At 61.6% G+C, this 22,506-nt stretch carries 20 protein-coding genes; 7 read left to right on the plus strand and 13 right to left on the minus strand.

What is annotated here, in order from left to right; all coding sequences use genetic code 11:
- Nucleotides 1–513 precede the first annotated feature (513 nt).
- The 3 genes from ACYSTU_RS13435 to ACYSTU_RS13445 form a co-directional block, all read right to left on the minus strand.
- Entirely contained in the window at nucleotides 514–1,413 is a 900-nt protein-coding gene (locus ACYSTU_RS13435; protein ID WP_323168377.1) for a bestrophin family protein, read from the minus strand.
- Between the two features lie 25 nt (nucleotides 1,414–1,438).
- Nucleotides 1,439–2,437, minus strand: a complete 999-nt coding sequence (moaA, locus tag ACYSTU_RS13440; protein ID WP_498999247.1) for a GTP 3',8-cyclase MoaA — start codon at nucleotides 2,435–2,437, stop codon at nucleotides 1,439–1,441.
- A 119-nt stretch (nucleotides 2,438–2,556) separates the two neighbouring features.
- Complete coding sequence (locus ACYSTU_RS13445; protein WP_498999250.1) at nucleotides 2,557–3,408, minus strand: CAP domain-containing protein; 852 nt, start codon at nucleotides 3,406–3,408, stop codon at nucleotides 2,557–2,559.
- A 198-nt stretch (nucleotides 3,409–3,606) separates the two neighbouring features.
- Here ACYSTU_RS13445 and ACYSTU_RS13450 point away from each other — a divergent pair, with 198 nt between their 5' ends.
- Entirely contained in the window at nucleotides 3,607–4,227 is a 621-nt protein-coding gene (locus ACYSTU_RS13450) for a cell wall hydrolase (protein ID WP_016775167.1), read from the plus strand.
- Here the strand turns inward: ACYSTU_RS13450 and ACYSTU_RS13455 are convergent.
- Nucleotides 4,224–4,937: a murein L,D-transpeptidase catalytic domain family protein gene (locus ACYSTU_RS13455; protein WP_136493681.1), complete on the minus strand. Its 714-nt coding sequence runs from the start codon at nucleotides 4,935–4,937 to the stop codon at nucleotides 4,224–4,226. The two genes, ACYSTU_RS13450 and ACYSTU_RS13455, sit on opposite strands and share 4 nt — an antisense overlap.
- Nucleotides 4,938–5,089: 152 nt before the next feature.
- On the opposite strand from ACYSTU_RS13455, the gene ACYSTU_RS13460 reads away from it, so the two are divergent.
- Nucleotides 5,090–6,706 (plus strand): L,D-transpeptidase family protein, encoded by a 1,617-nt coding sequence (locus ACYSTU_RS13460; protein ID WP_498999255.1) that lies wholly within the window; start codon nucleotides 5,090–5,092, stop codon nucleotides 6,704–6,706.
- Nucleotides 6,707–6,792: 86 nt separating this feature from the next.
- Here ACYSTU_RS13460 and ACYSTU_RS13465 read toward each other — a convergent pair whose 3' ends face one another.
- The 6 genes from ACYSTU_RS13465 to ACYSTU_RS13490 form a co-directional block, all read right to left on the minus strand.
- A complete protein-coding gene (locus tag ACYSTU_RS13465) occupies nucleotides 6,793–7,635 on the minus strand; it encodes an NAD-dependent protein deacetylase (protein ID WP_498999258.1) in 843 nt (280 codons plus the stop codon).
- A 55-nt stretch (nucleotides 7,636–7,690) separates the two neighbouring features.
- Nucleotides 7,691–8,737, minus strand: coding sequence for a class I SAM-dependent methyltransferase (locus tag ACYSTU_RS13470; protein ID WP_498999261.1), 1,047 nt, complete (start codon nucleotides 8,735–8,737; stop codon nucleotides 7,691–7,693).
- Nucleotides 8,738–8,871: 134 nt separating this feature from the next.
- A complete protein-coding gene (locus ACYSTU_RS13475; RefSeq protein WP_498999762.1) occupies nucleotides 8,872–9,978 on the minus strand; it encodes an NAD(P)/FAD-dependent oxidoreductase in 1,107 nt (368 codons plus the stop codon).
- Nucleotides 9,920–11,860, minus strand: a complete 1,941-nt coding sequence (locus tag ACYSTU_RS13480) for a hypothetical protein (RefSeq protein WP_498999263.1) — start codon at nucleotides 11,858–11,860, stop codon at nucleotides 9,920–9,922. The genes ACYSTU_RS13475 and ACYSTU_RS13480 overlap by 59 nt, the downstream gene beginning before the upstream one ends.
- 461 nt (nucleotides 11,861–12,321) lie before the next feature.
- Nucleotides 12,322–13,632 (minus strand): sensor histidine kinase, encoded by a 1,311-nt coding sequence (locus ACYSTU_RS13485; protein WP_498999266.1) that lies wholly within the window; start codon nucleotides 13,630–13,632, stop codon nucleotides 12,322–12,324.
- Entirely contained in the window at nucleotides 13,629–14,369 is a 741-nt protein-coding gene (locus tag ACYSTU_RS13490) for a response regulator (RefSeq protein WP_024013314.1), read from the minus strand. The genes ACYSTU_RS13485 and ACYSTU_RS13490 overlap by 4 nt, the downstream gene beginning before the upstream one ends.
- A 297-nt stretch (nucleotides 14,370–14,666) precedes the next feature.
- Here ACYSTU_RS13490 and ACYSTU_RS13495 point away from each other — a divergent pair, with 297 nt between their 5' ends.
- The 3 genes from ACYSTU_RS13495 to ACYSTU_RS13505 all read left to right on the plus strand — a co-directional run bounded on the left by ACYSTU_RS13495 (nucleotide 14,667) and on the right by ACYSTU_RS13505 (nucleotide 16,643).
- On the plus strand, nucleotides 14,667–14,930 hold the full coding sequence (locus ACYSTU_RS13495; protein ID WP_016775158.1) for a DUF2790 domain-containing protein: 264 nt from the start codon (nucleotides 14,667–14,669) through the stop codon (nucleotides 14,928–14,930).
- A gap of 33 nt (nucleotides 14,931–14,963) precedes the next feature.
- The gene (locus ACYSTU_RS13500; RefSeq protein ID WP_110600975.1) at nucleotides 14,964–15,344 is read left to right on the plus strand and encodes a hypothetical protein; all 381 of its coding nucleotides are present in this window, start codon (nucleotides 14,964–14,966) and stop codon (nucleotides 15,342–15,344) included.
- 87 nt (nucleotides 15,345–15,431) lie between these two features.
- Entirely contained in the window at nucleotides 15,432–16,643 is a 1,212-nt protein-coding gene (locus ACYSTU_RS13505) for a cytochrome c biogenesis protein DipZ (protein ID WP_122700636.1), read from the plus strand.
- A gap of 17 nt (nucleotides 16,644–16,660) precedes the next feature.
- On the opposite strand, the gene ACYSTU_RS13510 is transcribed toward ACYSTU_RS13505, so the two are convergent.
- A complete protein-coding gene (locus ACYSTU_RS13510; protein ID WP_498999271.1) occupies nucleotides 16,661–17,122 on the minus strand; it encodes a GNAT family N-acetyltransferase in 462 nt (153 codons plus the stop codon).
- A gap of 230 nt (nucleotides 17,123–17,352) precedes the next feature.
- On the opposite strand from ACYSTU_RS13510, the gene ACYSTU_RS13515 reads away from it, so the two are divergent.
- Complete coding sequence (locus ACYSTU_RS13515; RefSeq protein WP_498999274.1) at nucleotides 17,353–18,165, plus strand: class I SAM-dependent methyltransferase; 813 nt, start codon at nucleotides 17,353–17,355, stop codon at nucleotides 18,163–18,165.
- Between the two features lie 133 nt (nucleotides 18,166–18,298).
- Here the strand turns inward: ACYSTU_RS13515 and pcsA are convergent, their stop codons facing one another.
- Nucleotides 18,299–19,021, minus strand: a complete 723-nt coding sequence (gene pcsA, locus ACYSTU_RS13520) for a phosphatidylcholine synthase (protein WP_039762346.1) — start codon at nucleotides 19,019–19,021, stop codon at nucleotides 18,299–18,301.
- A gap of 409 nt (nucleotides 19,022–19,430) precedes the next feature.
- Here pcsA and ligD point away from each other — a divergent pair, with 409 nt between their 5' ends.
- Nucleotides 19,431–22,055, plus strand: a complete 2,625-nt coding sequence (ligD, locus tag ACYSTU_RS13525) for a DNA ligase D (protein ID WP_498999277.1) — start codon at nucleotides 19,431–19,433, stop codon at nucleotides 22,053–22,055.
- On the opposite strand, the gene ACYSTU_RS13530 is transcribed toward ligD, so the two are convergent.
- The gene (locus ACYSTU_RS13530) at nucleotides 22,056–22,466 is read right to left on the minus strand and encodes a hypothetical protein (protein ID WP_125926922.1); all 411 of its coding nucleotides are present in this window, start codon (nucleotides 22,464–22,466) and stop codon (nucleotides 22,056–22,058) included.
- Between the last annotated feature and the right edge of the window lie 40 nt (nucleotides 22,467–22,506).

The following is a 22,506-nucleotide window of genomic DNA, read 5'->3' on the forward strand; positions in this document are numbered from 1 at the left end:
CGACGCGACAAAAAGACGTAAGTGTCCCGGCAGGGATATCAGGAAAATCGGGAAATTGACTGTCGCGGTTTCAGCTCACGCGATCAGGCAGGAATGGCGATATCCGGCGGGCGTGCGGAGTGACGCAGCTTGGAACGGCACAGGGCCATGGGCAGATTGACGATGCGGTTCATACGCGGCCCCTGCTGCAGTGGGCGCGTACAGCAGAGACGTGCAACCTTTGGGGTTGTTGTGGTGACGTACTCATAACGCGTGTTTCCGTTGGCGGAAAGCGTCGGCGGCGGGGCAGGCCCGGCGACCGGTGTGCCCGGATAGTAAGGGGGAATTTGCGCGCGTGTAAATGGAAGATTCGTCGGTGGCGCTTTCCGGCGTTTGGGCTGATTGACCGAGTTGCCTTTTTCGCGAGCAGGCTCGCTCCCACAGGTGAGTGCATTTCAACTGTGGGAGCGAGCCTGCTCGCGAATGGCAGCACCTCGATCCAGAGTCAACACGCCGAGCCCGCCGCTGAGCCATTCAGCGCAGCACGTAATCGTCCGGTTCCGGCGCGGGCGGCAACGGCGAGACGCCGAGTTCGTACAGCACATCGCGCTCCAGGGTACGCACCAGCGCATCGGTCGGCAGATCGTTTTCATCGCGGCCGAACGGGTCTTCGAGTTCATCGGCAATCGCGTCGAAGCCGAAAAAGGTGTAGCTGACAATTGCCGTGAACAGCGGCGTCAACCAACCCAGCGATTGCGCCATGGCGAACGGCAGCAGCAGGCAGAACAGGTAGATGGTGCGGTGCAGCAGCAGGGTGTAAGGGAAGGGCAGTGGCGTGTTCTTGATGCGGTCGCAAACGGCCTGGGCCTGGCTCAGGCAGGTCAGGTGATTGGCCAGCAATTGATAACGCCATGGCGACAGCACACCGGCCGTTTCCAGCTCGGAACACTGGCGCCCGACCTGATGAAGGATCTGGCCGCAGTGATCCGGCGCCGACCCATCGATCGGCGGGCTGACCCAGTCGGCACTGGCCTGCTCCTCACTGTCTCCACGCAACCGCGCATTCAGCGCGTGGGCGAAACCGCACAGGTTGCGCAACAGTTGTCCACGCAGGCGCGTGTCATCGATGCCTTGGGTTTCGCGCATCACCGCGCGCACCCGCAACAGCACCTCGCCCCAGGCCTTGCGGCCCTCGTACCAACGGTCGTAACAGGCGTTGTTGCGAAAGCTCAGGAAGATCGATAGCGACAGGCCGAGCAGGGTGAACGGTGTCGAATTGATCTGGGCGAAGTAGCTCGGCACCAGAAGTTCGATCAGCACAATCGCTGCCGCCAGCAGTGTCAGCATCAAAGTGCGCACGGCGATGCGTTTGGCGATCGAGCCTCTGAGGGTGAACAGCACGGCGAACTGATTGGGTCTCGGTCTGACGATCATCTCGCGGTCCCGGTTGCGCGGCGAATCAGCCGCCGGTCATGTTCATGAAACGCACCACTTGCACGTCGTCGTTGACTTCGAAGTTGTGTCGATACGGCTTGAGTTTCATCGCCTCGATGATCGCGTTTTCCAGACGTTCCGGGTGGCCCGGATGGGCGCGCAACACCGCTTTGAGGTCCATCGAATGCTCGTTGCCCAGGCACAGCAGCAAGCGACCTTCGACGGTCAGGCGCACGCGGTTGCAGGTGCCGCAGAAGTTGTGGCTGTGCGGTGAAATGAAGCCCAGGCGAATGTTCGGCGCTTCGGCCACGCGCCAGTAGCGCGACGGCCCTTGCGTCGATTCGGTCGAGTCGATCAGGGTAAAACGTTCGGCGATGCGTTCGCGTACTTGCGCGCTGGAGTAGAAGGATTCGGCGCGGCTGTGTTCGGCGATCGCGCCCAGCGGCATCTCTTCGATGAAGGAAATATCCAGATCACGCTCGATGGCGAAACTGACCAGATCGTTGATCTCGTGATCGTTGCGGCCCTGCATCACCACGCAATTGAGCTTGGTACGGGTGAAACCGGCGGCACGCGCGGCATCGATGCCGTCGATGACCTGCGCCAGATCGCCAGTGCGGGTCAGCTCTTTGAAGCGCTGCGGATCGAGACTGTCGAGGCTGATGTTCAGGCGCTTGACCCCGGCGTCGAACAGCGGCTGGGCCAGTCGGCCCAATTGTGAGCCGTTGGTGGTCAGGCACAGTTCGCGCAGGCCGGGCAGGGCGGCGATCTGTTCGCAAAGTTGCACGACACCAGGCCGGATCAGCGGCTCGCCACCCGTGAGGCGGATCTTGCGCGTGCCGAGGGCGACGAAGCTTTGCGCTACCCGGAACAGCTCTTCGAGGGTGAGGATCTGCTGGCGCGGCAGGAACTGCATGTCCTCGGCCATGCAATAGACGCAGCGGAAATCGCAGCGGTCGGTGACCGACAGGCGCAGATAATCCACGCGGCGGTTGTGACCATCGATCAATTCACGCTGTGTCATGGGCTCGCCTCGTGGATGTGGAGCGCCGTCAGCGGGCGCAGATCGCGCAGGGTAGGCTGCGTTCGCCATGCCGTCCAATCACTCTGGCTGACCGAGTGATTGACGGCGTCGATGATGCCTTACGGTGCGCCAAACATTGCCGTCCAGTAAATGCCGGCGTTGCTTTTCGGATCGGTCGCGTACGCGGCGCCCAGTTCCTGATATTGCGGATTCATCAGATTGGCGCAATGCCCGGGGCTGGCGAGCCAGCCGTCGACGACCTTGCCGACGGTGTCTTGCCCGGCGGCGATGTTCTCGCCGACCAGTTGCCCACTGTAACCGGACAGCTCGGCGCGGTCGCCCGGCGTGCGGCCGTCGCGGTCCTTGTGGTCGAGGTAATTGTTGTTGGCCATGTCGCGGCTGTGATCCTGAGCGACCGTGCCCAGCGTGGCATTCCACGCCAGCGGTGCTGCCGCCGCGAAGGACTGGCCGCCGCACTGGCGCGCCTGGCCGCGCGCGGTATTGAGTTGCGCCAGCAGCTTTTGCCCTTCGCTTTGTGCATCGCCGAGTTTCGCCGTCAGCAACGGGCGCGCGAGGACGATGCGCCAGTCGCGGTCGACACGGTTGACGCCAATATCGACAAACTGCGGATCGAGCACCACCTTACAGAAGCTTTCCTTGATCGCCTGCATCGCCGCTGCTGCATCGCGCGGGCCGTTGAGGGTGATCGCCTGCACGTTGACCATCGGGTAGTGGGCGCTGGTCATGGCCTGCTGCAGATCGACCGCGCCGCTGGCGGGCAGGCGCAGACGTGGATCGGCCGACAGCGGTGGCAACTCGTTCGATGCCTGCGTGCCGCAACGCTGCGGCTGGCTGCGATAGCTGTTGATCGACTCGATCAATTGCAGTTCATCGGCGGCCAGCGCCGAGGTGGCGAACACCGCGCTCAGCGACAGTGCGGCACAACGCAAAACGGACGGCATGAAGCGCATGGAAATCTCCCTTGAGCTGAATGCGCCCATGATGCGCGAAAGGCCCCCGGTGAGTGAATGTGTTTTTCTTTGCGGCGGATTTTTTTCTGCGCTGGTGTGCCCGCGCATTTGCTCGCTACACTCTGCGAAGACCCCGCAAACCGGGCGTCTCACCGACGTAACATCTTGCCCCGGGCGGGCGCTGACGGAAGAACCGACATGGGATCGAAAGGCTTGGCGGGCGGTTTGTTGTGGATCTTTTTGACCGGCGCAGCATGGGCCGGGGCGCAGGCGCCGATCGAGGCCAAGGCCGAACAGAAAGCCGAGGTGCTCGAAGAGAAAGCAGCGGATAAAGTCAGCGCTGCTCCGGCGCCGAAATCCGAGGCCATCACCCCGACCGAAGCGCAGGCGGTGGACCCGGCCGGCGCCGCGCCGCTGGACGATCCGCTGACCTGTCTGGCGCGCAGTATCTATTGGGAAGCCAAGGGCAAGGACACCCCGGAAATGGAAGCCGTCGCCAGTGTGGTGATGAATCGCCTCGGCCACGACGGCTTTCCCGACACAGTGTGCGCGGTGGTCAAGCAAGGCTCGGAAAGCGGCAATTGCCAGTTTTCCTGGTGGTGCGATGGCAAGCCCGATCAGGTCAAGGAAGACGCCGAATACGCGTTGGCCAAGGAAATCGCTGGCAAGGCATTGAACCGTCAGCTCAAGGACCGCACGCGCGGTGCCCTGTATTTTCACGATCGCGGCGTGCACCCGAGCTGGGCCAAGGCCTATCGCAACACGGCGCAGACCGGCAGGTTCCTGTTCTACAAACCCGCCGGGGGCGACGCGCGTTAACTGGCGTGGGTATTAAGAATGCTCGCCACCTGTTGCGGCTGGCAGTTCAGATACGGTGACTTTTGCAGCCAGCGCTGATCCGGATACCAGGAAAACATGAACTGGCCGTTCTTCAGGCGATCGATCACCTGTTTGGCGATCTGCGGCCGTACGGCGGGGCAACCCTGACTGCGGCCGATACGCCCCTGACGCTTGCTCCACAGCGGGTTCACGTAACTGGCGGCATGAATCACGATCGCGCGATCACGGGCCAGATCATTGAAACCGGGTTCCAGACCATCCATGCGCAGCGAATAGCCGTGAGTACCTTCGTAGCTTTCCTGAGTGCGGAACAGACCGAGGCTGGACTGATAACTGCCTTCGCGATTGGAAAACTGCGTGGCGAAGTTTTCCCCGGAGTTGGAACCGTGGGCAACCAGATCACGCAGCACCAGTTTCTTTTTGCTCAGGTCGAAGATCCACAGGCGGCGTTCGGTGGACGGTCGCGAATAATCGATGATCGCCAGATGCCGAGAGGGTTTCGCGCCGTTGTTGACCGCGCATTGCATGGCGTTCAATGCACCTTTGAGCGCCTGGGGATTGAGTTCCGGCGCGGCGTGGGCGAGGCTGTTGTAGAGAACCGGCGATGGCTTGCCGGCGGCAAATACTGGGCTGGTCACGGCGACAAGGGTCGCGGTGCTCAACAGAAGTCGGCGCAAAAACGTCAACATTTTATAAAGTGTCCTCAACTTGCTACATAAACGGCACTTTGGCTCCTGACTCCCAGTCAATACCCGCAGGCTCGCGGTTCGAGCCTGACTGTTCAGCGCACCTGATGTAAGGTTGACCGTCATCTGGACGGCCATGGATTGGAGTAAAGCAGTTGTTCAAAAAGTACGCATGCTACTTGAGCATTTGTTTGCTCGCTGCGCCGTTTGTCGCTTGCGCCGATGAGCCGCTGCCTCCGCTCGAAACCCTGCCAACGCCGGAAACGCAATTGCCGGTCGAGCCGCGCAGCCCGTTGCAGGCGGTTTTGATCAGCCTGGCGCAGTCGTGCCCGGCCATTGCTCCGCGCCTCAATGGCCCGGCGTTGAGCCAATTGCAGGCGTTTTACGAACAGCAGGACTGGATGCCGGTGTGGGCAAGTGAGTCGGCACGCTTGCCAGCATTGCGCGCGCAATTGCAGCTGTTGGCCGATGATGGGTTGAATCCGAATCGCTATGCGGTCGCGACGACACCGCCGCAGGACGGAGAGCTGTGCGCCGACATCGACATCAGCCGCAACTACCTGCAGGCCTTGCAGGATCTGCATTACGGCCGTCTGTTGCAATCGCATTTCGAACCGCTGTGGCGTGTCGACGGCCCGCCGACCGACCGTCAGGCGCAACTGCTCAGCATTGCCGTGCCGGGCATGAACGATATTGCTGCGGCGTTCAACCTGGCGCGCCCGCATCTGCCGCAATATCAAAGCCTGCGTCAGTTGTATGCCGCGCAACGCTTGCAAGCCTTGCCGCAATGGCAGCCGGTCGGCAGCGGCCCGTTGCTGCGCCCGGCGATGGAAGACCCGCGCGTGCCGGAACTGGCCCGACGTTTGTACAGCGAAGGTTATCTGGCACACGCACTGGTGACACCGGACAACGCCTACGATGACGTGCTGGTGGAGGCAGTGAAGCACTTTCAGGCCAGCCATTCGTTGCAGGCTGACGGCGTGGTCGGGCCGGGCACCATTGCCGAGCTGAACATCAGCCCGCTGACCCGCCGCGACCAGTTGCGGGTCAATCTCGAACGTTTCCGCTGGATGGCTCAGGACATGGAGCCCAGTGGTCTGGTGGTCAATGTCGCGGCCGCTGAGCTGACGCTGTATCAGGGCGGTCAACCGGTGTGGCAGACCCGCACCCAGGTCGGCCGCGCCGAACGCCAGACGCCGCTGCTCAAATCCCGCGTCACCCGTCTGACGCTGAACCCGACCTGGACCGTTCCGCCGACTATCTGGAAGGAAGACAAACTGCCGGAAATCCGCAAGGATCAGACGTTCCTCAGCCGTCAGAACCTGCAAGTGCTCGATGCCAACGGCCAGCCTTTGGCAGCGGCGGATATCGACTGGGACAACCCCGGCAATATCCTCCTGCGTCAGGACGCCGGCCCGCGCAATCCGCTGGGGCAAATGGTCATCCGTTTCCCCAATCCGTTCTCGGTCTACCTGCACGACACGCCGAGCAAGGCGCTGTTCGACAAAGGCCCACGGGCGTTCAGTTCCGGTTGTGTGCGCGTCGAGCACCCGCTGCAACTGCGCGATCTGCTGCTGTCCCCGGCGGAAAAAGCTCGCACCGAGACTTTGCTGGCAACCGGCACCACCCATGAATTTCGCCTGTCGGCGCCGGTGCCGATCCTGATGACCTACTGGACGGCGCAAGTCGACAGCAGCGGCCAGGTGCGTTATGCGCCGGACATCTACAGCCACGACAGCGCATTGCTGGCGGGGCTGGATCGGGCGCACTAAGCCAGAACACTTCGGTCAGTTCCCTCTCCCTCGGGAGTGGGCCAGGGTGAGGGGCAAATCTCAAGTCGAGCGCAATACTCGAAAACTCACCGATCCAGCTCCTCCACCAAGCACGGCAAAAGCTCCTCACACGAGCCTTCAATCTTCAAATCGAGCAGATCATCCGCCCGGGTCTTGCCCAGATTGATCGCCATCAACGGCTTGCCATGCTCGGCAATCACCCGACACAAGCGAAACGCCGAATACGCCATCAACGACGATCCCACCACCAGTAAACCCGCCGCATTCTCGGCGGCGGCCAGCGCCCGTGCGGCTGTCGGTTGCGCCACGTTCTCGCCGAAAAACACCACATCCGGTTTCATCCGCTCACCTGCGCAATGCGGGCACCGGGGCACTTGAAACCGCGCTTCAAACGCCGGATCCAGCAAGGTATCGCCATCCGGCGCCTGCACCGCATCGACACCACTCAGGTAGGGATTGTGTGTCTCCATCTGCTGCTGGATCGCGTCGCGCTCGCTGCGCTGCCCGCAATCCAGGCACAGCACTCGATGCAGGCTGCCGTGCAGTTCGATCACATCGTGGCTGCCGGCCTGATCGTGCAAGGTATCGACGTTCTGCGTGATCAAAGCGCTGATCCGGCCACGCTGTTGCAATGTCGCCAGCGCCTCATGCGCGGCATTCGGTCGGGCCTGACGCACGCGCGGCCAGCCGAGCATCGCTCGCGCCCAATAACGCCGGCGTGATTCCGGGGCGTCGAGAAACTCCTGATACATCATCGGCTGCCGCCCACGACGCACGCCGTCGCTGTCGCGATAGTCCGGAATGCCCGATGGCGTGCTGATGCCGGCGCCGGTCAATATCAGGAATTTATCGTCGGCCATGGCCTGCAACAGCGTATCGAGATCTTCGCGGATCGGGCTATCGAGCATGCTCAGCACTCCAGAATGGGCAGTGCCCCGCAGGTTAGCACGCGATCCGCACGGGTTACTTGCGCGCCTCCAGTATCAGGTTGAAAGGCGTTTGCGTGGCGCGGCGGAACTGCTTGAACCCGGCCTCGACAAAGACTTTGCGCAGGCGCATTTCCCCAGCCTGCGCACCGAGCCCGAGGCCGACTTCCTGGGACAGCGAATTGGGCGTGCAGATAAACGTCGAGGCGGCGTAGAACAGGCGCCCGACCGCGTTGAGATTGTCGTCCAGTTTGTCGTTGGCGAACGGTTCCACCAGCAACACCGTGCCGTCGTCTTTCAGCGACTCATGAGCGTGGCGAGCGGCGCCGACCGGGTCGCCCATGTCGTGCAGGCAGTCGAAAAAGCAGATCAGGTCGTAGTCGCCGCCGGGATAGTTTTTCGCCGTGCCCTCGAAGAAACTGGCGCGGTTGACCACGCCGCCTTCTTCGGCCCGTTGCGTGGCGACGGTGACTGACGGCTCGTGGAAGTCGAAGCCGACAAACTGCGATTTGGGAAACGCCTGGGCCATGATCACCGTCGAGGCGCCGTGGCCGCAGCCGATGTCGGCAACCTTGGCCCCGCGTTCCAGCTTCGCCACCACGCCGTCGAGCGCCGGCAGCCATTCGGCAATCAGGTGACCTTTGTAACCGGGGCGGAAGAAACGTTCGGTGCCGCTGAACATGCACGGATGGTGATCGCCCCACGACAAGGCGCCATTGCCGCGCATGGCCTTGACCAGTTTGTCCTTGTCATGGAAAAACGACGCCACCACGCCGAGACCGCCAGCGACATACACCGGCGAATCCTCCACGGCCAGCGCCAGTGCCTGTTCTTCAGGCAAGCGAAATTGACCGTCAACGTGTTCCATATAGCCTGATGCGGCATGGGCGCTGAGCCATTCGCGTACCAGGCGCGGATTGCAGGTGGTTTTCGCCGCAAGGGCTTCGGGGCTGATCGGTTGGCTGTCGGCCATTGCCCGGTACAGGCCGAGTTCTTCGCCGACAATGACATTGGCCAGCATCGCCGCACCACCCATGTCGTTGACCAGTTTGCCCATGAATTCGTTGAGCTTCGCCTCATTCATCACGTGTGCTCCTGAAACAGGATCACCGTCCGGCGGCGTTGAATGTCGAGGCAGGCGCCACCGGGCGGTGGTCACGGATTGGGGCAGGGCACAGCAGACGTCCTGCGGCCCCCTCGACTGGGTAATGAATGAGTCTAGTCCTCTTTTACTCGATCAGTGCCCAGCCATCGGGGCGGGAACGGATGCAGGCCATAGAAATTGCGCAGCTGTGTCAGGTCGTGCTCATACCAGCCGCGCAGCCATCGCTGATACTGCGCCTGCGCGGCAGTTCGCAGTAATGGTCGGGACAGGCTGTCATGGATAGCTTGGGCGGCCTGCATGCCGCTCATCAACGCCTTGAGCACACCGTGCGACGAAGCCGGATCGAGCCGGCATGCAGCATCACCTACGAGAAGGTAGCCGTCACCGGCAACGGTCGCGCTGATGCGCCAGCTTACGTCGGCTCCGCGTATCGTCCCCGATTGCGGTAATGCCTGGAGGTCTTCGGGCAGCATTTGTCTGGACTGCCTGACGGTCTGTAGTGCGTCGGTTTCAAACGCAAGGTGTGTCCAATGGGTCAACTGCGGCCCAATCCGCGCGATCCATGTCCAGCCATCCGTCGTGGCCAGCAGGCGCGGATTGCTCGCGTAGCGGGCTGGCTGACCGTGCAAATATCCAAAGCGGGCCACTAATGCAGCAGAATCGATGCGCGCCTTCAGGTGCAATTGGCGTCCAAGCCAGCCGGCTGCACCACTGGCATCGATTACGTACGAGGCGTAAAGGCAACCGGCGTCGGCTTCTACGCCGATCACCTGTTGCTCGAACGCGAGAGCACTGTGCGCCCGACACGGCTGGTATATCTCTACACCCGCTGAAGCGGCTTGTTGTAATAACGCGGCGTCCAGTAACGCGCGGCTGATCTGGAAGCCGCGCCACGGGCCAGTTGTGTCCGCGCCGAAAGCGTTGAAACGATCCGGGCCGTTCCAGTGCACCCATTGGCCTTCAAAGCGCAGAGTCGACGAGGCACGCAGCAGGTCGGCGACGCCGAGTTGGCGCAATAACGGTTCGATACCCGGGTGCAGACTTTCGCCAGGGCGGAATCGGGGGAACGCTTGCCTTTCGATCAAAGCCACGCGAAGTCCCCGGCGAACACAGCTGATGGCGCTGGCGCAGCCCGCAGGTCCTGCGCCAATCACCACCACATCAAAGTGTTTCAAACGCGACCTGCCAAGGGCCTGCATCCAGTTTGAGCAGGCTGACATCAGCACTGACAAACAGCAGGGCCTGTCGTTTGATCTCGACATGACGTAATTTGAAATCATCATCGGCAGTGCTGACAGCCCCGCGCTCGTACATCAAAAAAAACTGCACCCATCCCTCCAGGACAACGCCGGCTTCCTGCTGTGCCTTTTCGAGTTCATCGTCCGGATGCTGCACCTCGAGAAACGACAGCAGCGGCCAGGCATTGCGCTGGGCATTGTCGTCATCAGCACCAAGCACCCGATAAACCCGATGCATCGAAGCGACGCGCCGCTCATACGCGGCTTGTGACGTTTGGCCGGTCAGGCTCAGGGAAAAATGCCCGTCCAGGGCGACCTGTGTGTAATCGGCGTGGGCGTAGGCGTGGTACTGGGCGAACAGGCGGTTGTCTTGAACGATGAGTTGCGGACCCGGCTGATCGTCCCAGGCAATGACACCGTCCTGGCCAATTTCCTGATCGGTCAACGGGATGATGGTGTGCAGCCTTGAACGCGGTTCGAACACCCGCGCCGAATCCGGTGCCACCCCCGGCCAGAAGGAGCCCAGAGCTGCGCAGATTTTGGCGTCTTCGGGAAACGGGCTTGCCATCTGATAGCCGGCCAGTACGTTGATCCATTCCGCGTCGGATGTGTTCTGCCGGACCCAGCCTACTTCCCAGCCCGGACCGAAAACCCCGGCAGCGCCGTCGGGCAGCGAGGAGGGCCGTGAAATTTGGGCGAGCGGCTTTGGCGACAGCACGCTCGCGCGCGGTTCAGCGCAGGCGACAATCGCCGTTACCCCTCGATCCTTGTCGGAAAACACCTGATCCTTGAGGTTCAGGTTGGCGCAATACCGCACGTTGGAAAGTGCTTCGAGACGGGCGTGCCAGATGTCGGGACTGGTGAAAAGCGGCTCTTCGCTGACCCAGCGCAGCAGTTTGCGCTGACTGCACAGTGGGTAGAAATCCGGAGGACCAATAATAGAATAGGCAGCCACCGTCGGCAGCAGGTCGCTCAGTGCGGGGCAGTGCGGCCGGACCCATCCGTCAGCTGTCGCGTCTTGATAGTGCAGGGCCTGATAACCACCTTCACGGACCAGGGCTTCGACATCGGCACGGTTGTTCAGATCCTCGATGCTGCCTTGCGCGTCAACCTTGTGTCGACCATGCACCATCCCGCCGGTGTTGGCGGGCATCTGAAACGATAGCAGTCGGCCCTCGAATCTGGCAGCTTCGACCAGCCGTGCTTTTGGCTCTGGCAACAGCAAGCCGGCGCCGAACGCTTCCTCAGTTGCCCAGTCGGCCAAGTCATCGATCACGACGAAGGGCGGCTGACTGATCTGCGGCTCCGCCCAGCCGGTGCCACTGTGACGTAAATGGATATGCCGCAACTTCTCGTTGATCTGATGATTCTCCAGCGTCACCGCCAGTTGCATGCCTGCCAGGCATCGTGCGCCATCGAACAGCTTGTGCAGCGGCACCCAGAAATCCAGCCCCGGATCGACTTCTGACTGAAAGTCCATCGGCCCGAAGCGCTGCGCATCACCGCGCAGTTGCATGGCAATGTAAGCGCTGTAGCGCACCGGCATGACCCGGATGCCATGTACGTCGCCGTCGACAAAGGGCAGGAAGCATCGTTGTCTGGCGTTATATCGGGCAGGCGCGGTGCCGACCCGAGCAATGCCGGTGCGCGAAAAGCACAGGTCGGCGTGTCGGCCGTGCACGGTGTCGGCTGCGCAGCGGTATTCACTGGCAAAAGCCACCACCGCCAGGGGCGCGCCAGCGGCAGTCAGGCGCAGTTGATCGAGGGTGGGCGGTGCGATGCTGTAAACATAATTCAGAACGCTTTCGATTTCGCCCGCAGTCGGAAACAGCCGCAGATCCGTTCCGGTTTCATCGACGGTCACTTGCGGTGATGCCAGCGCGTGATAGAGCAAACTGCGGGAGGGCGCCGCCGCTTCGATTGCGCAGGTTCCATCAGGATCGAAATCCGCGAATCCGCTCAGGCAGCGATCAATCGTCAGCGGCCGTTGCAGCTCGGCGGCCAGGGGCTCTGCCAACAGATCAAGCCCATGGGCCAACATCAGCGAATGCCAGCCGCCTGGCGCCAGCCGATGACATACCTGTGTGACGGATTCAAGCAGAGTCATGGCTGATCCTCGTTACGGTTCGCGAGCTGTCATCAGACAGCACAAGGCTTATGCCCCGCTACTGTCAGGTCTGACAGTGGCGGGGCGCCTGGACATGCATAACCGTAGAGGCTTTGGCCCAGGCGCAACAGTCGGGCGATTCCGAAGAGGGCGTAGGCAGATGCCTGCTGTTCAACCGGAAACAGCAGAGGTCAGGAGGGAAAATCAAACAGAAACTGTCAGCCGTGCAGCGGTAATTTAAGCTCAGCGCACAACCCGCCACCTTCACGATTGCTCAACAGCAGCGAGCCACCCAGCGCCATCGCCAATTGCTGGGCGATCGCCAGCCCGAGCCCGGTGCCGCCGGTGTCGCGATTGCGCGAGTTTTCCACGCGGTAGAAGGGTTCCAGCACCTGCGCCAGTTCGGCCTCGGCGATGCCCGGGCCGCGATCGAGGACTTTCACCGACAGGCTGTTGCCCTGCGCTTCGACCTGCAATTGCGCGGCGCCGGCGAATTTCAGGGCGTTGTCGGTCAGGTTCACCAGCACCCGGCGCAGGGCCTGCGGGCGGGTTTCGATTACCGCTTTGCTTTTGCCGCCGAGCTGCACGTCCTTGCCCATGTCCTGATAGTCGAAGACCAAGCTGTCGAGGAACGAGTCGAGATCAGTACGCCGGCTTTCTTCGGTGGCGCCGTGAACGCTGCGAGCGTAAGCCACGCCTTCGCGCACCAGATGCTCGATTTCGCCCAGGTCGCTGCTCAGTTTGTCTTTCTCGACCGAGTCGTCCATGAATTCTGCGCGCAGTTTCATCCGGGTGATCGGCGTTTGCAGGTCGTGGGAAATCGCCGCGAGCAGTTGCATGCGTTCTTTCAGGTAGGCGGCGATGCGCGTCTGCATGGCGTTGAACGCCCGCGCGGCGTGAACCACTTCGGTCGGCCCTTGCTCGTCGAGCTTGATCGGGTGAGCGTTGGGGTCGAGGGTTTCCACCGCGTTGGCGAGGCGGGTGAGGGGACGGATGGCAATGCGCACGGCGAGCCAGGTGCAGAGGATCAGTAACGCCAGTTGGCCGAGCAGCACCACCGGCAACCACGGCGACAACGGCACCATCGCCGGACGGATATCGATGGTCACCGGGCTGCCGTCGCTCAGGCGCAAGTGGCCCTGGAAATGTTGTCTCGGACCGCCGGGAACTTCGGTAAACACGATGGGATAAGTGTCGCCGATGGCCGCCGTAATCGAGGCGATCGCGACGGACTTTTCAGCCGAGGTCACCGGCATGCCCGGTTCGCCCTCATTGAGCAGGTAGCCGTAATTGCGCCGGGCCAGACGCGGCAGCCAGGCCTCGCGTTCGGCGGCGGGCAGGCGATCGAGGATGGCCATCGACGTCGAGACGTCGGTTTCGAGGTTGCCGAGCATGGTGCTTTTCGCGCTCTGGTAACGCTCGTAATACTGCGCGCCGAACGACAGGCCCTGCGCCAGAATCAGCCCGATCAGGAAGATCAGCGACAGGCGCGAGGTGAGGGTGCGCGGCCATTGCAGCTTGAGTTTCATGCCGAAGCTCCGAGCAGTTCGACCGGCAGCGAAAACACATAACCTTCACTGCGCACGGTCTTGATATAGGCCGGCTCGCGAGCATCGTCCAGCAGGCGTTGACGCAGGCGACTGACCAGCAGATCGATCGAGCGATCGAACAGATCGGCCTCGCGGCCCTGGGTCAGGTTGAGCAGTTGATCGCGGCTGAGCACCCGTTGCGGATGGTCGAGGAACACCCGCAGCAGGCGGTATTCGGCGCCACTGAGGGCAACCATGGTGCCGTCGCTGTCGAGCAGGTGCCGGGCCGAGGTGTCCAGCTGCCAACGACCGAACGCCAGCAGGCGTCCGGCTTCGGTGACCACCAGATTCGGCGGCAACATGCGTGTGCGGCGCAACACGGCATTGATCCGCGCCAGCAGCTCGCGGGCGGCGAAAGGTTTGCTCAGGTAATCGTCGGCGCCCATTTCCAGACCGATGATGCGATCGGTCTCATCGTTGCGCGCGGTGAGCATCAGCACCGGCGTCGCCTTGTGTTTGCCCACACGCAATTCGCGGCACAGCTGCAGTCCATCGTCACCGGGCATCATGATGTCGAGCACGATCAGGTCGACGGTGTTGGCGTCAAGGAAGCTGCGCATCTGCCGGCCATCGGCGACCACTGTTGTGCGCAGGCCGTTCTTCTTCAGGTAGTTGCCTACCAGTTCACGGATCTCGCGGTCGTCGTCGACGATGAGAATGTGATCGACATGTTCCATCGGTTCAAGCCTCTGTCAAAGGGGGAATGCCGTGCAGTCTATAGCGCCGTAGACCGCACGCCTGCCTGCCTTTGTATTGCAGTGTATCTGCCGTAGCGGCGGATACACACCGACGCAAAATCACGATTTTTTCGGGGTTTTGTATCGCTCTGTATCTACACGCTGCATGGATACACAACGAGTGATTCTCGTCCTTTCCTGACACAGACGCGATACCTCGAAGGCCTCAAATAGGCTCCATCGAGGCACACACAGACCGCCTCGGCTCAAACCCACTGAAGCCTTGAGGACTACACCATGAACAACAAATCCGTATTCGCCGCCTGCCTGTTCGCCGCTCTGAACATCTGCACCCTGTCGGCCCACGCCGAAGCTGACGTCAGCCGGCAAACCTACACCTACGGCACCCATCTGGATATCCAGAAAGTGCTGTCGATGACCGAAGACACCTCGGTGACCTGCGGCATCACCGAGGCGCGCATGACCTACCTCGATTCCGCCGGCAAAACCCGCGAGCTGGATTACAGCAAATTCGCTGACGGCTGCAACAACCAGAACTGAGTCATCCCTACTTTTTCTGCAAGGAGTTTTGCCATGAACAACGTCTCACGCTTTCTGACCGCAGCAGCCTTCGCCTTCACCGGTGCCGCCGCCCACGCCAACAGTGCTGTAGAGCAGAGCAGTTGCGCCAGCAGCACCTGCTTCCAGCTGACCACCGTGGCGAAGGAGGGCAGCGATGCCTTGATCGCCGCTGACGGCTCCAGCCGCACACCGCAGGGGCAGATGGTTGCCGCTGACGGCTCCAGCCGCACGCCGCAGGGGCAGATGGTTGCCGCTGATGGTTCCAGCCGCACGCCGCAGGGGCAGATGGTTGCCGCTGATGGTTCCAGCCGCACACCGCAAGGCCAACTGGTCGCGGAAAACGGTGCCAGTCGTACGCCTCAAGGACAGTTGCTGGACGGCCAGACTGCATGAGCCACGGCGTAAATAAAGCGAGCTAGCGAGGGACGTTTCCCTCGCTGGCCGGTTGTGTGCCCAGCCCCCATTTCAAGGTGACCCCTTATGTACCTCATTGCATTTCTCGGCGGTCTGCTGACCGTTCTCAGTCCGTGCATCCTGCCGGTGGTGCCGTTTCTGTTCGCTGGCGCCAACCGTACCCGCTCCTCGATCCTCCTGACTCTCGCCGGCATGGCGCTGACCTTTGCGCTGATCTCCAGCCTTGCCGTGGTCAGCAGCGAGTGGGTGATTCAGGCCAGCAACACCGGCCGCCACGTCGCCTTGCTGGTCATGGCGCTGTTCGCCCTGTCGCTGATCTCGGCCCGCGTCGGTGACTGGCTGACCAGGCCGTTTGTCGCGCTCGGCAATCGTCTCGATCAGGACACGCGTAAACGTGCCGGACCGATGGGCTCGATCATGCTCGGTGTCGCCACCGGCCTGTTGTGGGCGCCCTGTGCCGGGCCGATCCTTGGGGTGATTCTGACCGGCGCAATGTTGCAAGGCGCCAATGCCCAGACCAGCCTGTTGCTGCTGGCTTACGGCGTCGGCAGTGCCTTGTCGCTGGGCACGTTGATCTTCGCCGGGCGCGGTCTGGTCAATCGGCTGAAACCGTCGATCCCGTTCAGCGGCTGGTTGCGTCGCGGTGCCGGGGTTGCGGTGCTTGCTACAGTTGCGGTGATTTCGACGGGCGCCGACAAGACCCTGCTCGCCAATACCTCTTCCGAGGGCGTGGCCAGCGTCGAGAAAAACGTCCTGGAAAACGTGCCGAAAGTGGTCGACTACTTCGTCAGCAAGGTCCGCGCCGATTCGATGATGGACGAGGCCCGGGGCGCGATGCCGTCGCTGTCGGGCGCTGTGCAATGGCTCAATTCACCAGAGCTCAGTGCCGAATCCCTGCGCGGCAAAGTGGTGCTGGTGGACTTCTGGACCTACGACTGCATCAACTGCCAGCACACCTTGCCGTACGTCAAAGACTGGGCGAAGAAATACGAGAAGGACGGCCTGGTAGTGATCGGCGTGCACACCCCCGAATACGGCTACGAGCGCATCATCAACAACGTCAAGGATCAGGTGAAAAAACTCGGCATCACCTACCCGGTCGCCATCGACAACGACTACGCGATCTGGCGCAACTTCGACAATCAATACTGGCCGGCGCATTACCTGATCGACGCCAAGGGCCAGATGCGTTACAGCCACTTCGGTGAAGGTCGCTATGCCGAGCAGGAGCAGATGATCAAGCAGTTGCTGGAGGAGGCGAAAGCACCGGCAGCCTGATCAAAAAAACCAATGGCTCACAGGTCGCGGACCTTGAGCCATTGTTGTTTTTCCCACGCCTGGAAACCCTCCAATAGCTGCCAGCCGCGTTTACGGTAGTAGTCGTGTTTGTCTTGCGTGTGCAAGTACAAGCGCGACACCCCACGCTGCTTTGCTGCCTCGCAAATCCCTTCAATCAGCTGCTCCGCCAACCCTTGCCCGCGCGCCTCGGGATCAACGAATACGCAGGCGAGCCATGGGCCGAGATCGGCGCGATCAGCCAAGTCGTTGCGGGCCAGTGCGGCACCACCGAGCAGGCGTTCACCGTCCATGGCAATCAGGCACGACCATTCACCATTGCTTTGGCCCTCGGCAAATTCGCGCTGCCATTGAGCCAGGGGCTGGTCGGCGTATTCGTAGTGGAATTGTTGGTGAATCCACGCTGCGTAGCGATCGCTGTGTTGCATGTGCGCGGCGAGCCAGTCGAGGTGCAGTGACATCGGTCGAGTCCTTTGCTTGGGCGAGCCCGCATCAGAAACCAATCCCGCAACGCTGACAATGCGCAAGGTGTATCAGGCGCTTGACAGATTTACGCCGCTCATCGGCAAAGTGCCGGGTTTAGGGGGCTGGCGGACGATTGGCAGGGACGCCGGGCAGCCTCGGCGCGATAGTGAGCAAGCACGGTCCGCGTCGCAGCCTGTGCTTTCTCTCTGCCACGGAGCTCGCTGTCATGAGTACCCCGATTGATCTCACTGCCCTGAAGGAACGTCAGAAAGTCGCTTGGGCCAGTGGCGACTACGCCGTGATCGGCACGACTTTGCAGATCGTCGGTGAAAGCCTCGCCGAGGCTTGCGATCTGCGCTGTGATGAACAGGTGCTGGATGTCGCCGCCGGTAACGGCAACGCGACCCTGGCAGCGGCGCGGCGCGGTTGTGTGGTGACCTCCACCGATTACGTCGCGGCACTGCTGGAGCGTGGTCAGGATCGCGCCCGGGCCGAACATCTGGAGGTGATTTTTCAGGTGGCCGATGCCGAGGCTTTGCCTTTTCCCGATGAAAGCTACGACGCCGTGTTGTCGACGTTCGGCGTGATGTTCGCGCCTGACCAGGCCAGCGCCGCTAATGAGCTGGGGCGGGTCTGTCGGCGGGGCGGGCGGATCGGAATGGCCAACTGGACGCCGGAGGGCTTCGTCGGGCAGATGTTCAAGATTCTCGGCCAGCATCTGCCACCGCCCGCGGTTGCTCAGCCGCCATCGAACTGGGGCTCGGATGCGTGGCTGCACAAGCATTTCGATGACCGCGATTTTGTCGTACGCGTGACCCGCAGCCACTTCAATTTCCGCTACCGCTCGGCGGCGCATTTCATTGACATCTTTCGCCACTGGTACGGGCCGGTGCACAAGGCTTTTGCGGTGTTGTCGGCGGAGGCCGGACAGGCGCTGGAGGATGATCTGACGGAGTTGCTCAACCGGTCGAATCGCGCCGGGGAGGCGTCGCTGGTGGTGCCGAGTGAGTATCTGGAGGTGGTGATTACCAAGCGCTAGCCCACCTCGGATCTCCTGATCGATGAAGATCTCTGTGGGAGCGAGCCTGCTCGCGAAAGCGGTGTGCCAGCCAACCTTTATGTTGATGGAACCACCGCATTCGCGAGCAGGCTCGCTCCCACAGGGGATGTGCTTATTTCAAATGGCCGCGATCAAACCACTCCAGCGCCGTGCGCCAGATGCAGATCCCCAGGAAATAAGCCGACATCAGCAACCACAAGCCCATTACCAGCGGATTGATCACCGGGTGATTGAGTACCAGCGACAGACTGCACAACAGCCAGATCGCCGTCACCGCGATATTGATTGGCATGAAACGCCGCACGCGGAACGGGTGCAGGAATTTCATCCGCGTCACCGTCAGCAATGCCAGACCGATCACGGTGAGAAAGGTGATCCACGGCCCCGGGCCGATGATGTACAGGCACAGCGCAACCACGTTCCAGGCCGCCGGGAAGCCGACAAAATAGTTGTCCTTGCTCTTCATGTTGACGTTGCAGAAACAGAACAGCGACGACACCAGAATCACCGACACCGTCAGCAACAGGGTGTAATCGGGCAGGGGAATGTAGCGGTAGATAAACAGCGCCGGGATGAATACATAAGTCAGGTAATCGATGACCAGATCAAGGATCGAGCCGTCGAAACTCGGCAGCACCGATTGCACATTGACCTTGCGCGCCAGTGCGCCATCGAGGCCGTCGACTATCAGCGCCACGCCCAGCCACATCAGGCAATGAATCGGCTGGTTTTCCAGCAGGGCGAGGGTGGCGAGGAAGGCGGTGACCACGCCAGTCGCGGTAAAACCATGGGCGCCCCATGCTTTGAGCCTGGCGATGTGTACGGTGGATATCACGGGGGCGTTCTCCAGAAAGTGAAGCAAGCCGGGTATCGCCCATCGTCAGAAAGGGCGTCGGCAAACCGGGTCGGGTTGCAGCTATCGACCGGTTTGGCCGGGATAAGGTTCACCACCCATGAATCTTAGCTGGCTCGCGGAAAATTTCTCGGGTGCGATTTCATCGGTGACCCGGCGTCAGCCCAACGGTGCTGGCGCTATGGCTGCGTCGGTCTATCGTTGCCTGACGCAATCAGGCCGGAAAAGCCTTAGCGTCTGCACTCTGTTTAGCCAGCCCCAGCCAATTACTGGATGTGTCGTTACAAGCCCCGGCCGCTCCATCCGTCCGGGGCTTTTTTACCTCGATTGAATTTTTCCGCCGCCGTGTCGCTCTTCTGCATAACAGAACCCGTCTGCCATCGGTGTGCTCATGAACAGGAACCTCGACGATTACAACCGCATGCGTGATTTTTCCGCGACGTCGGAACCGGCCGCAGTCAAGCGCTCGGGCCGTAAGTCGGCCAAGGATCATGCGTTGCAGTTCTGCATCCAGAAGCACGACGCTTCGCACCTGCATTACGACTTTCGCCTGGAACTCGACGGCGCGCTGAAAAGCTGGGCGGTGCCGAAGGGGCCGTCGCTGGACCCGTCGGTCAAGCGTCTGGCGATTCATGTCGAGGATCATCCGCTCGATTACGCGACGTTCGAAGGCAGCATTCCCGAGGGGCATTACGGCGCCGGTGATGTGATCGTCTGGGATCGCGGCGTGTGGATTCCGCTGGAGGATCCGCACAAGGCCTATGCCAAGGGCCGACTGAAGTTCGAGCTGCAGGGCGAGAAGCTCGGCGGCGTGTGGAATCTGGTGCGCACGCACATGCCGGGCAAGAAAGAACAATGGTTCCTGATCAAGCATCAGGACAACGCCGCGCGACCGCAGGATGATTTCGACGTGCTGGTCGCCGAGCCCGACAGCGTGCTCAGTGAGCGCACGATTGTCGGCAAATCGGCGGCTGCTGCCGATAAAGCCAAACCGGTAAAAAAGGCCCCGGCCAAGCCGCGCAAGCAGGCGTCCGGGCAGCTTACCGGCGCGCGCAAGGCCAAGTTGCCGGCACTGATCAAGCCGGAACTGGCGACGCTGGTCGACAGCGCACCCGAAGGGCAGTGGAGCTACGAGATCAAGTTCGACGGCTACCGGATCATGGCGCGGATTGATCACGATGAGGTGCAGCTGTTCACCCGCAATGGCCACGACTGGACGCACAAACTCCCGCAGCAGGCCAAGGCACTGGCGGCGTTGGGTCTGGAATCGGCATGGCTCGACGGTGAAATGGTCGTGGCCAATGAGCAAGGCGTGCCGGATTTTCAGGCGTTGCAGAATGCCTTCGATGCCGGGCGCAGCGGCAACATTGTTTATTACCTGTTCGACGTGCCGTATCTGAATGGCGTCGACCTGCGGGACGTGCCGGTGGAAGAACGCCGCGCCGCGCTGAGCACCATCCTCGGCGCGCAGAAAGAATCGTCAACGCTGCGCTTCTCCGAAGCCTTCGAAGAAACCCCGGACGCGCTGCTCAACAGCGCTTGCCAGATGCAGATGGAAGGCCTGATCGGCAAACGCCTCGGTTCGCCATATGTATCGCGGCGCAGCGGCGACTGGATCAAGCTCAAATGCAAGCATCGCCAGGAATTCGTCATCGTCGGCTACACCGATCCGAAAGGTGCGCGCAGTGCTTTCGGTGCCTTGCTGCTCGGCCTGCACGACCGTGACAGCGGCGAGTTGCGCTATGCCGGCAAGGTCGGCACCGGGTTCAACGAAACCACATTGAAAAGCATCCTCGCCCAACTCAAGCCGTTGCAGACCAAAAGCGCCGCAGTGGTCAATCCGCCCAGCGGTTTCGAGGCCAAAGGTGTGCACTGGCTCAAACCCAAACTGCTGGCCGAAGTGGCATTCGCCGAGATGACCAAGGACGGCTCGGTGCGCCACGCCGTATTCCATGGTTTGCGCGATGACAAACCGGCCAAGGACATTACCGCGGAGCGAGCGAAGCCTGTGAAAGCTGCCAAGTCCGAAAAGAACGAAAAAACCGAAAAGACCAAAACTGCCGACAAGCAGCCGGCAAAGAAAACCGCCGCCAGCAAAAAAGCCGAGACCGCGCCGTCGCAATCAGGACTGGCCGGCGGCAAAATACGCATTACCCACCCGGATCGGGTGATTGACGCGGTCAGCGGCACGACCAAAATGCAACTGGCGCAGTACTACGCCAGCGTTGCCGAATACATCCTGCCGCAACTCAAGGATCGCCCCGTGGCGTTGGTGCGTGCACCGGACGGCATTGCCGGCGAATTGTTCTTCCAAAAGAACGCCGAACGCCTGGCTATCCCGGGGATTACTGCACTAGACAAGGACATCACCGGCCAGCCAGTGATGATGATCAACAATCCCGAAGCGCTGGTCGGCGCGGTGCAGATGAGTACCGTCGAGCTGCACACCTGGAACGCTACAAAGGTGGATCTGGACAAGCCCGATCGTTTCGTCCTCGATCTCGACCCGGATCCGGCGCTGCCATGGAAAAGCATGGTTGAAGCCACCGCGCTGACCCTCACCGTGCTCGATGAGCTGGGCCTCAAAGCCTTCCTGAAAACCAGCGGCGGCAAAGGCATTCACCTGGTGGTGCCATTGACCCGCAAGCATGGCTGGGACGAAGTGAAGGACTTCAGCCACGCCATCGTCAGCCACATGGCCAAGTTGCTGCCGGATCGTATTTCAGCGGTGTCCGGTCCGAAAAACCGCGTCGGGCGGATCTTCATCGATTACCTGCGCAACGGCCTCGGCGCCACCACCATTTGCGCCTACGCCGCCCGGGCGCGGGAAGGCATGCCGGTGTCGGTGCCGCTGTACCGAGAGGAAGTCGCTGAAATCAAGGGCGGTAATCACTGGAACATCTACAACGTTCACGAGCGTCTGACCGAAGTCGGTGATGAGCCTTGGGCGGACATGAAGAAAACCCGCCAGACCATCACCGCCGAGATGCGCAAACGCGTCGGCATGAAAAAGTGATCAGGTGTCGCGCAGCAAGTCGTGGGCGTTGAGCAGTTCGAAGGCGATTTGCGGGTGGTTTTCCAGGCCCTTGCGAATCGCCGCCGGGATCGCCGCGCGAGTCTTGCGACACAGGCCTGGCAGCTCGTCGATCTGAATGGCGATACCGCGCATGGTGCGGACTTCGTTGAAACCGGGGGCGACGTCGACGCGGATGCCGAGTTGCTCGTACATACGCTGTTGCAGGCGTTTGAGGTCGTCGAGGTCTTTGAGTTGTTCCAGGCGCGCCAGGAGGATTTTTTCCTCTGCGCGAGTCAGGCGCAGGATGCGCAGATCGGCGCCGGGGGTTTCCAGCAACGGGTCGCGCCCGCAGATGCAGGCGCCGGGTGGGCAGGGTGAGCGTAAGGGCACGGTCGTCATGGCCTCCATCATAGAGGCCGTCGGACAATTTTGCCTATGCGCACTCAGCGGC

The organism is Pseudomonas glycinis (assembly GCF_054871425.1).

Bases quoted from the DNA above. Each gene is read 5' to 3' on its own strand.
- ACYSTU_RS13435 (WP_323168377.1), bottom strand. From the start codon at position 1,413: ATGATCGTCAGACCGAGACCCAATCAGTTCGCCGTGCTGTTCACCCTC.
- moaA (WP_498999247.1), bottom strand. From the start codon at position 2,437: ATGACACAGCGTGAATTGATCGATGGTCACAACCGCCGCGTGGATTAT.
- ACYSTU_RS13445 (WP_498999250.1), bottom strand. From the start codon at position 3,408: ATGCGCTTCATGCCGTCCGTTTTGCGTTGTGCCGCACTGTCGCTGAGC.
- ACYSTU_RS13450 (WP_016775167.1), top strand. From the start codon at position 3,607: ATGGGATCGAAAGGCTTGGCGGGCGGTTTGTTGTGGATCTTTTTGACC.
- ACYSTU_RS13455 (WP_136493681.1), bottom strand. From the start codon at position 4,937: ATGTTGACGTTTTTGCGCCGACTTCTGTTGAGCACCGCGACCCTTGTC.
- ACYSTU_RS13465 (WP_498999258.1), bottom strand. From the start codon at position 7,635: ATGCTCGATAGCCCGATCCGCGAAGATCTCGATACGCTGTTGCAGGCC.
- ACYSTU_RS13470 (WP_498999261.1), bottom strand. From the start codon at position 8,737: ATGAATGAGGCGAAGCTCAACGAATTCATGGGCAAACTGGTCAACGAC.
- ACYSTU_RS13475 (WP_498999762.1), bottom strand. From the start codon at position 9,978: ATGTCAGCCTGCTCAAACTGGATGCAGGCCCTTGGCAGGTCGCGTTTG.
- ACYSTU_RS13485 (WP_498999266.1), bottom strand. From the start codon at position 13,632: ATGAAACTCAAGCTGCAATGGCCGCGCACCCTCACCTCGCGCCTGTCG.
- ACYSTU_RS13490 (WP_024013314.1), bottom strand. From the start codon at position 14,369: ATGGAACATGTCGATCACATTCTCATCGTCGACGACGACCGCGAGATC.
- ACYSTU_RS13495 (WP_016775158.1), top strand. From the start codon at position 14,667: ATGAACAACAAATCCGTATTCGCCGCCTGCCTGTTCGCCGCTCTGAAC.
- ACYSTU_RS13500 (WP_110600975.1), top strand. From the start codon at position 14,964: ATGAACAACGTCTCACGCTTTCTGACCGCAGCAGCCTTCGCCTTCACC.
- ACYSTU_RS13505 (WP_122700636.1), top strand. From the start codon at position 15,432: ATGTACCTCATTGCATTTCTCGGCGGTCTGCTGACCGTTCTCAGTCCG.
- ACYSTU_RS13510 (WP_498999271.1), bottom strand. From the start codon at position 17,122: ATGTCACTGCACCTCGACTGGCTCGCCGCGCACATGCAACACAGCGAT.
- ACYSTU_RS13515 (WP_498999274.1), top strand. From the start codon at position 17,353: ATGAGTACCCCGATTGATCTCACTGCCCTGAAGGAACGTCAGAAAGTC.
- ligD (WP_498999277.1), top strand. From the start codon at position 19,431: ATGAACAGGAACCTCGACGATTACAACCGCATGCGTGATTTTTCCGCG.
- ACYSTU_RS13530 (WP_125926922.1), bottom strand. From the start codon at position 22,466: ATGATGGAGGCCATGACGACCGTGCCCTTACGCTCACCCTGCCCACCC.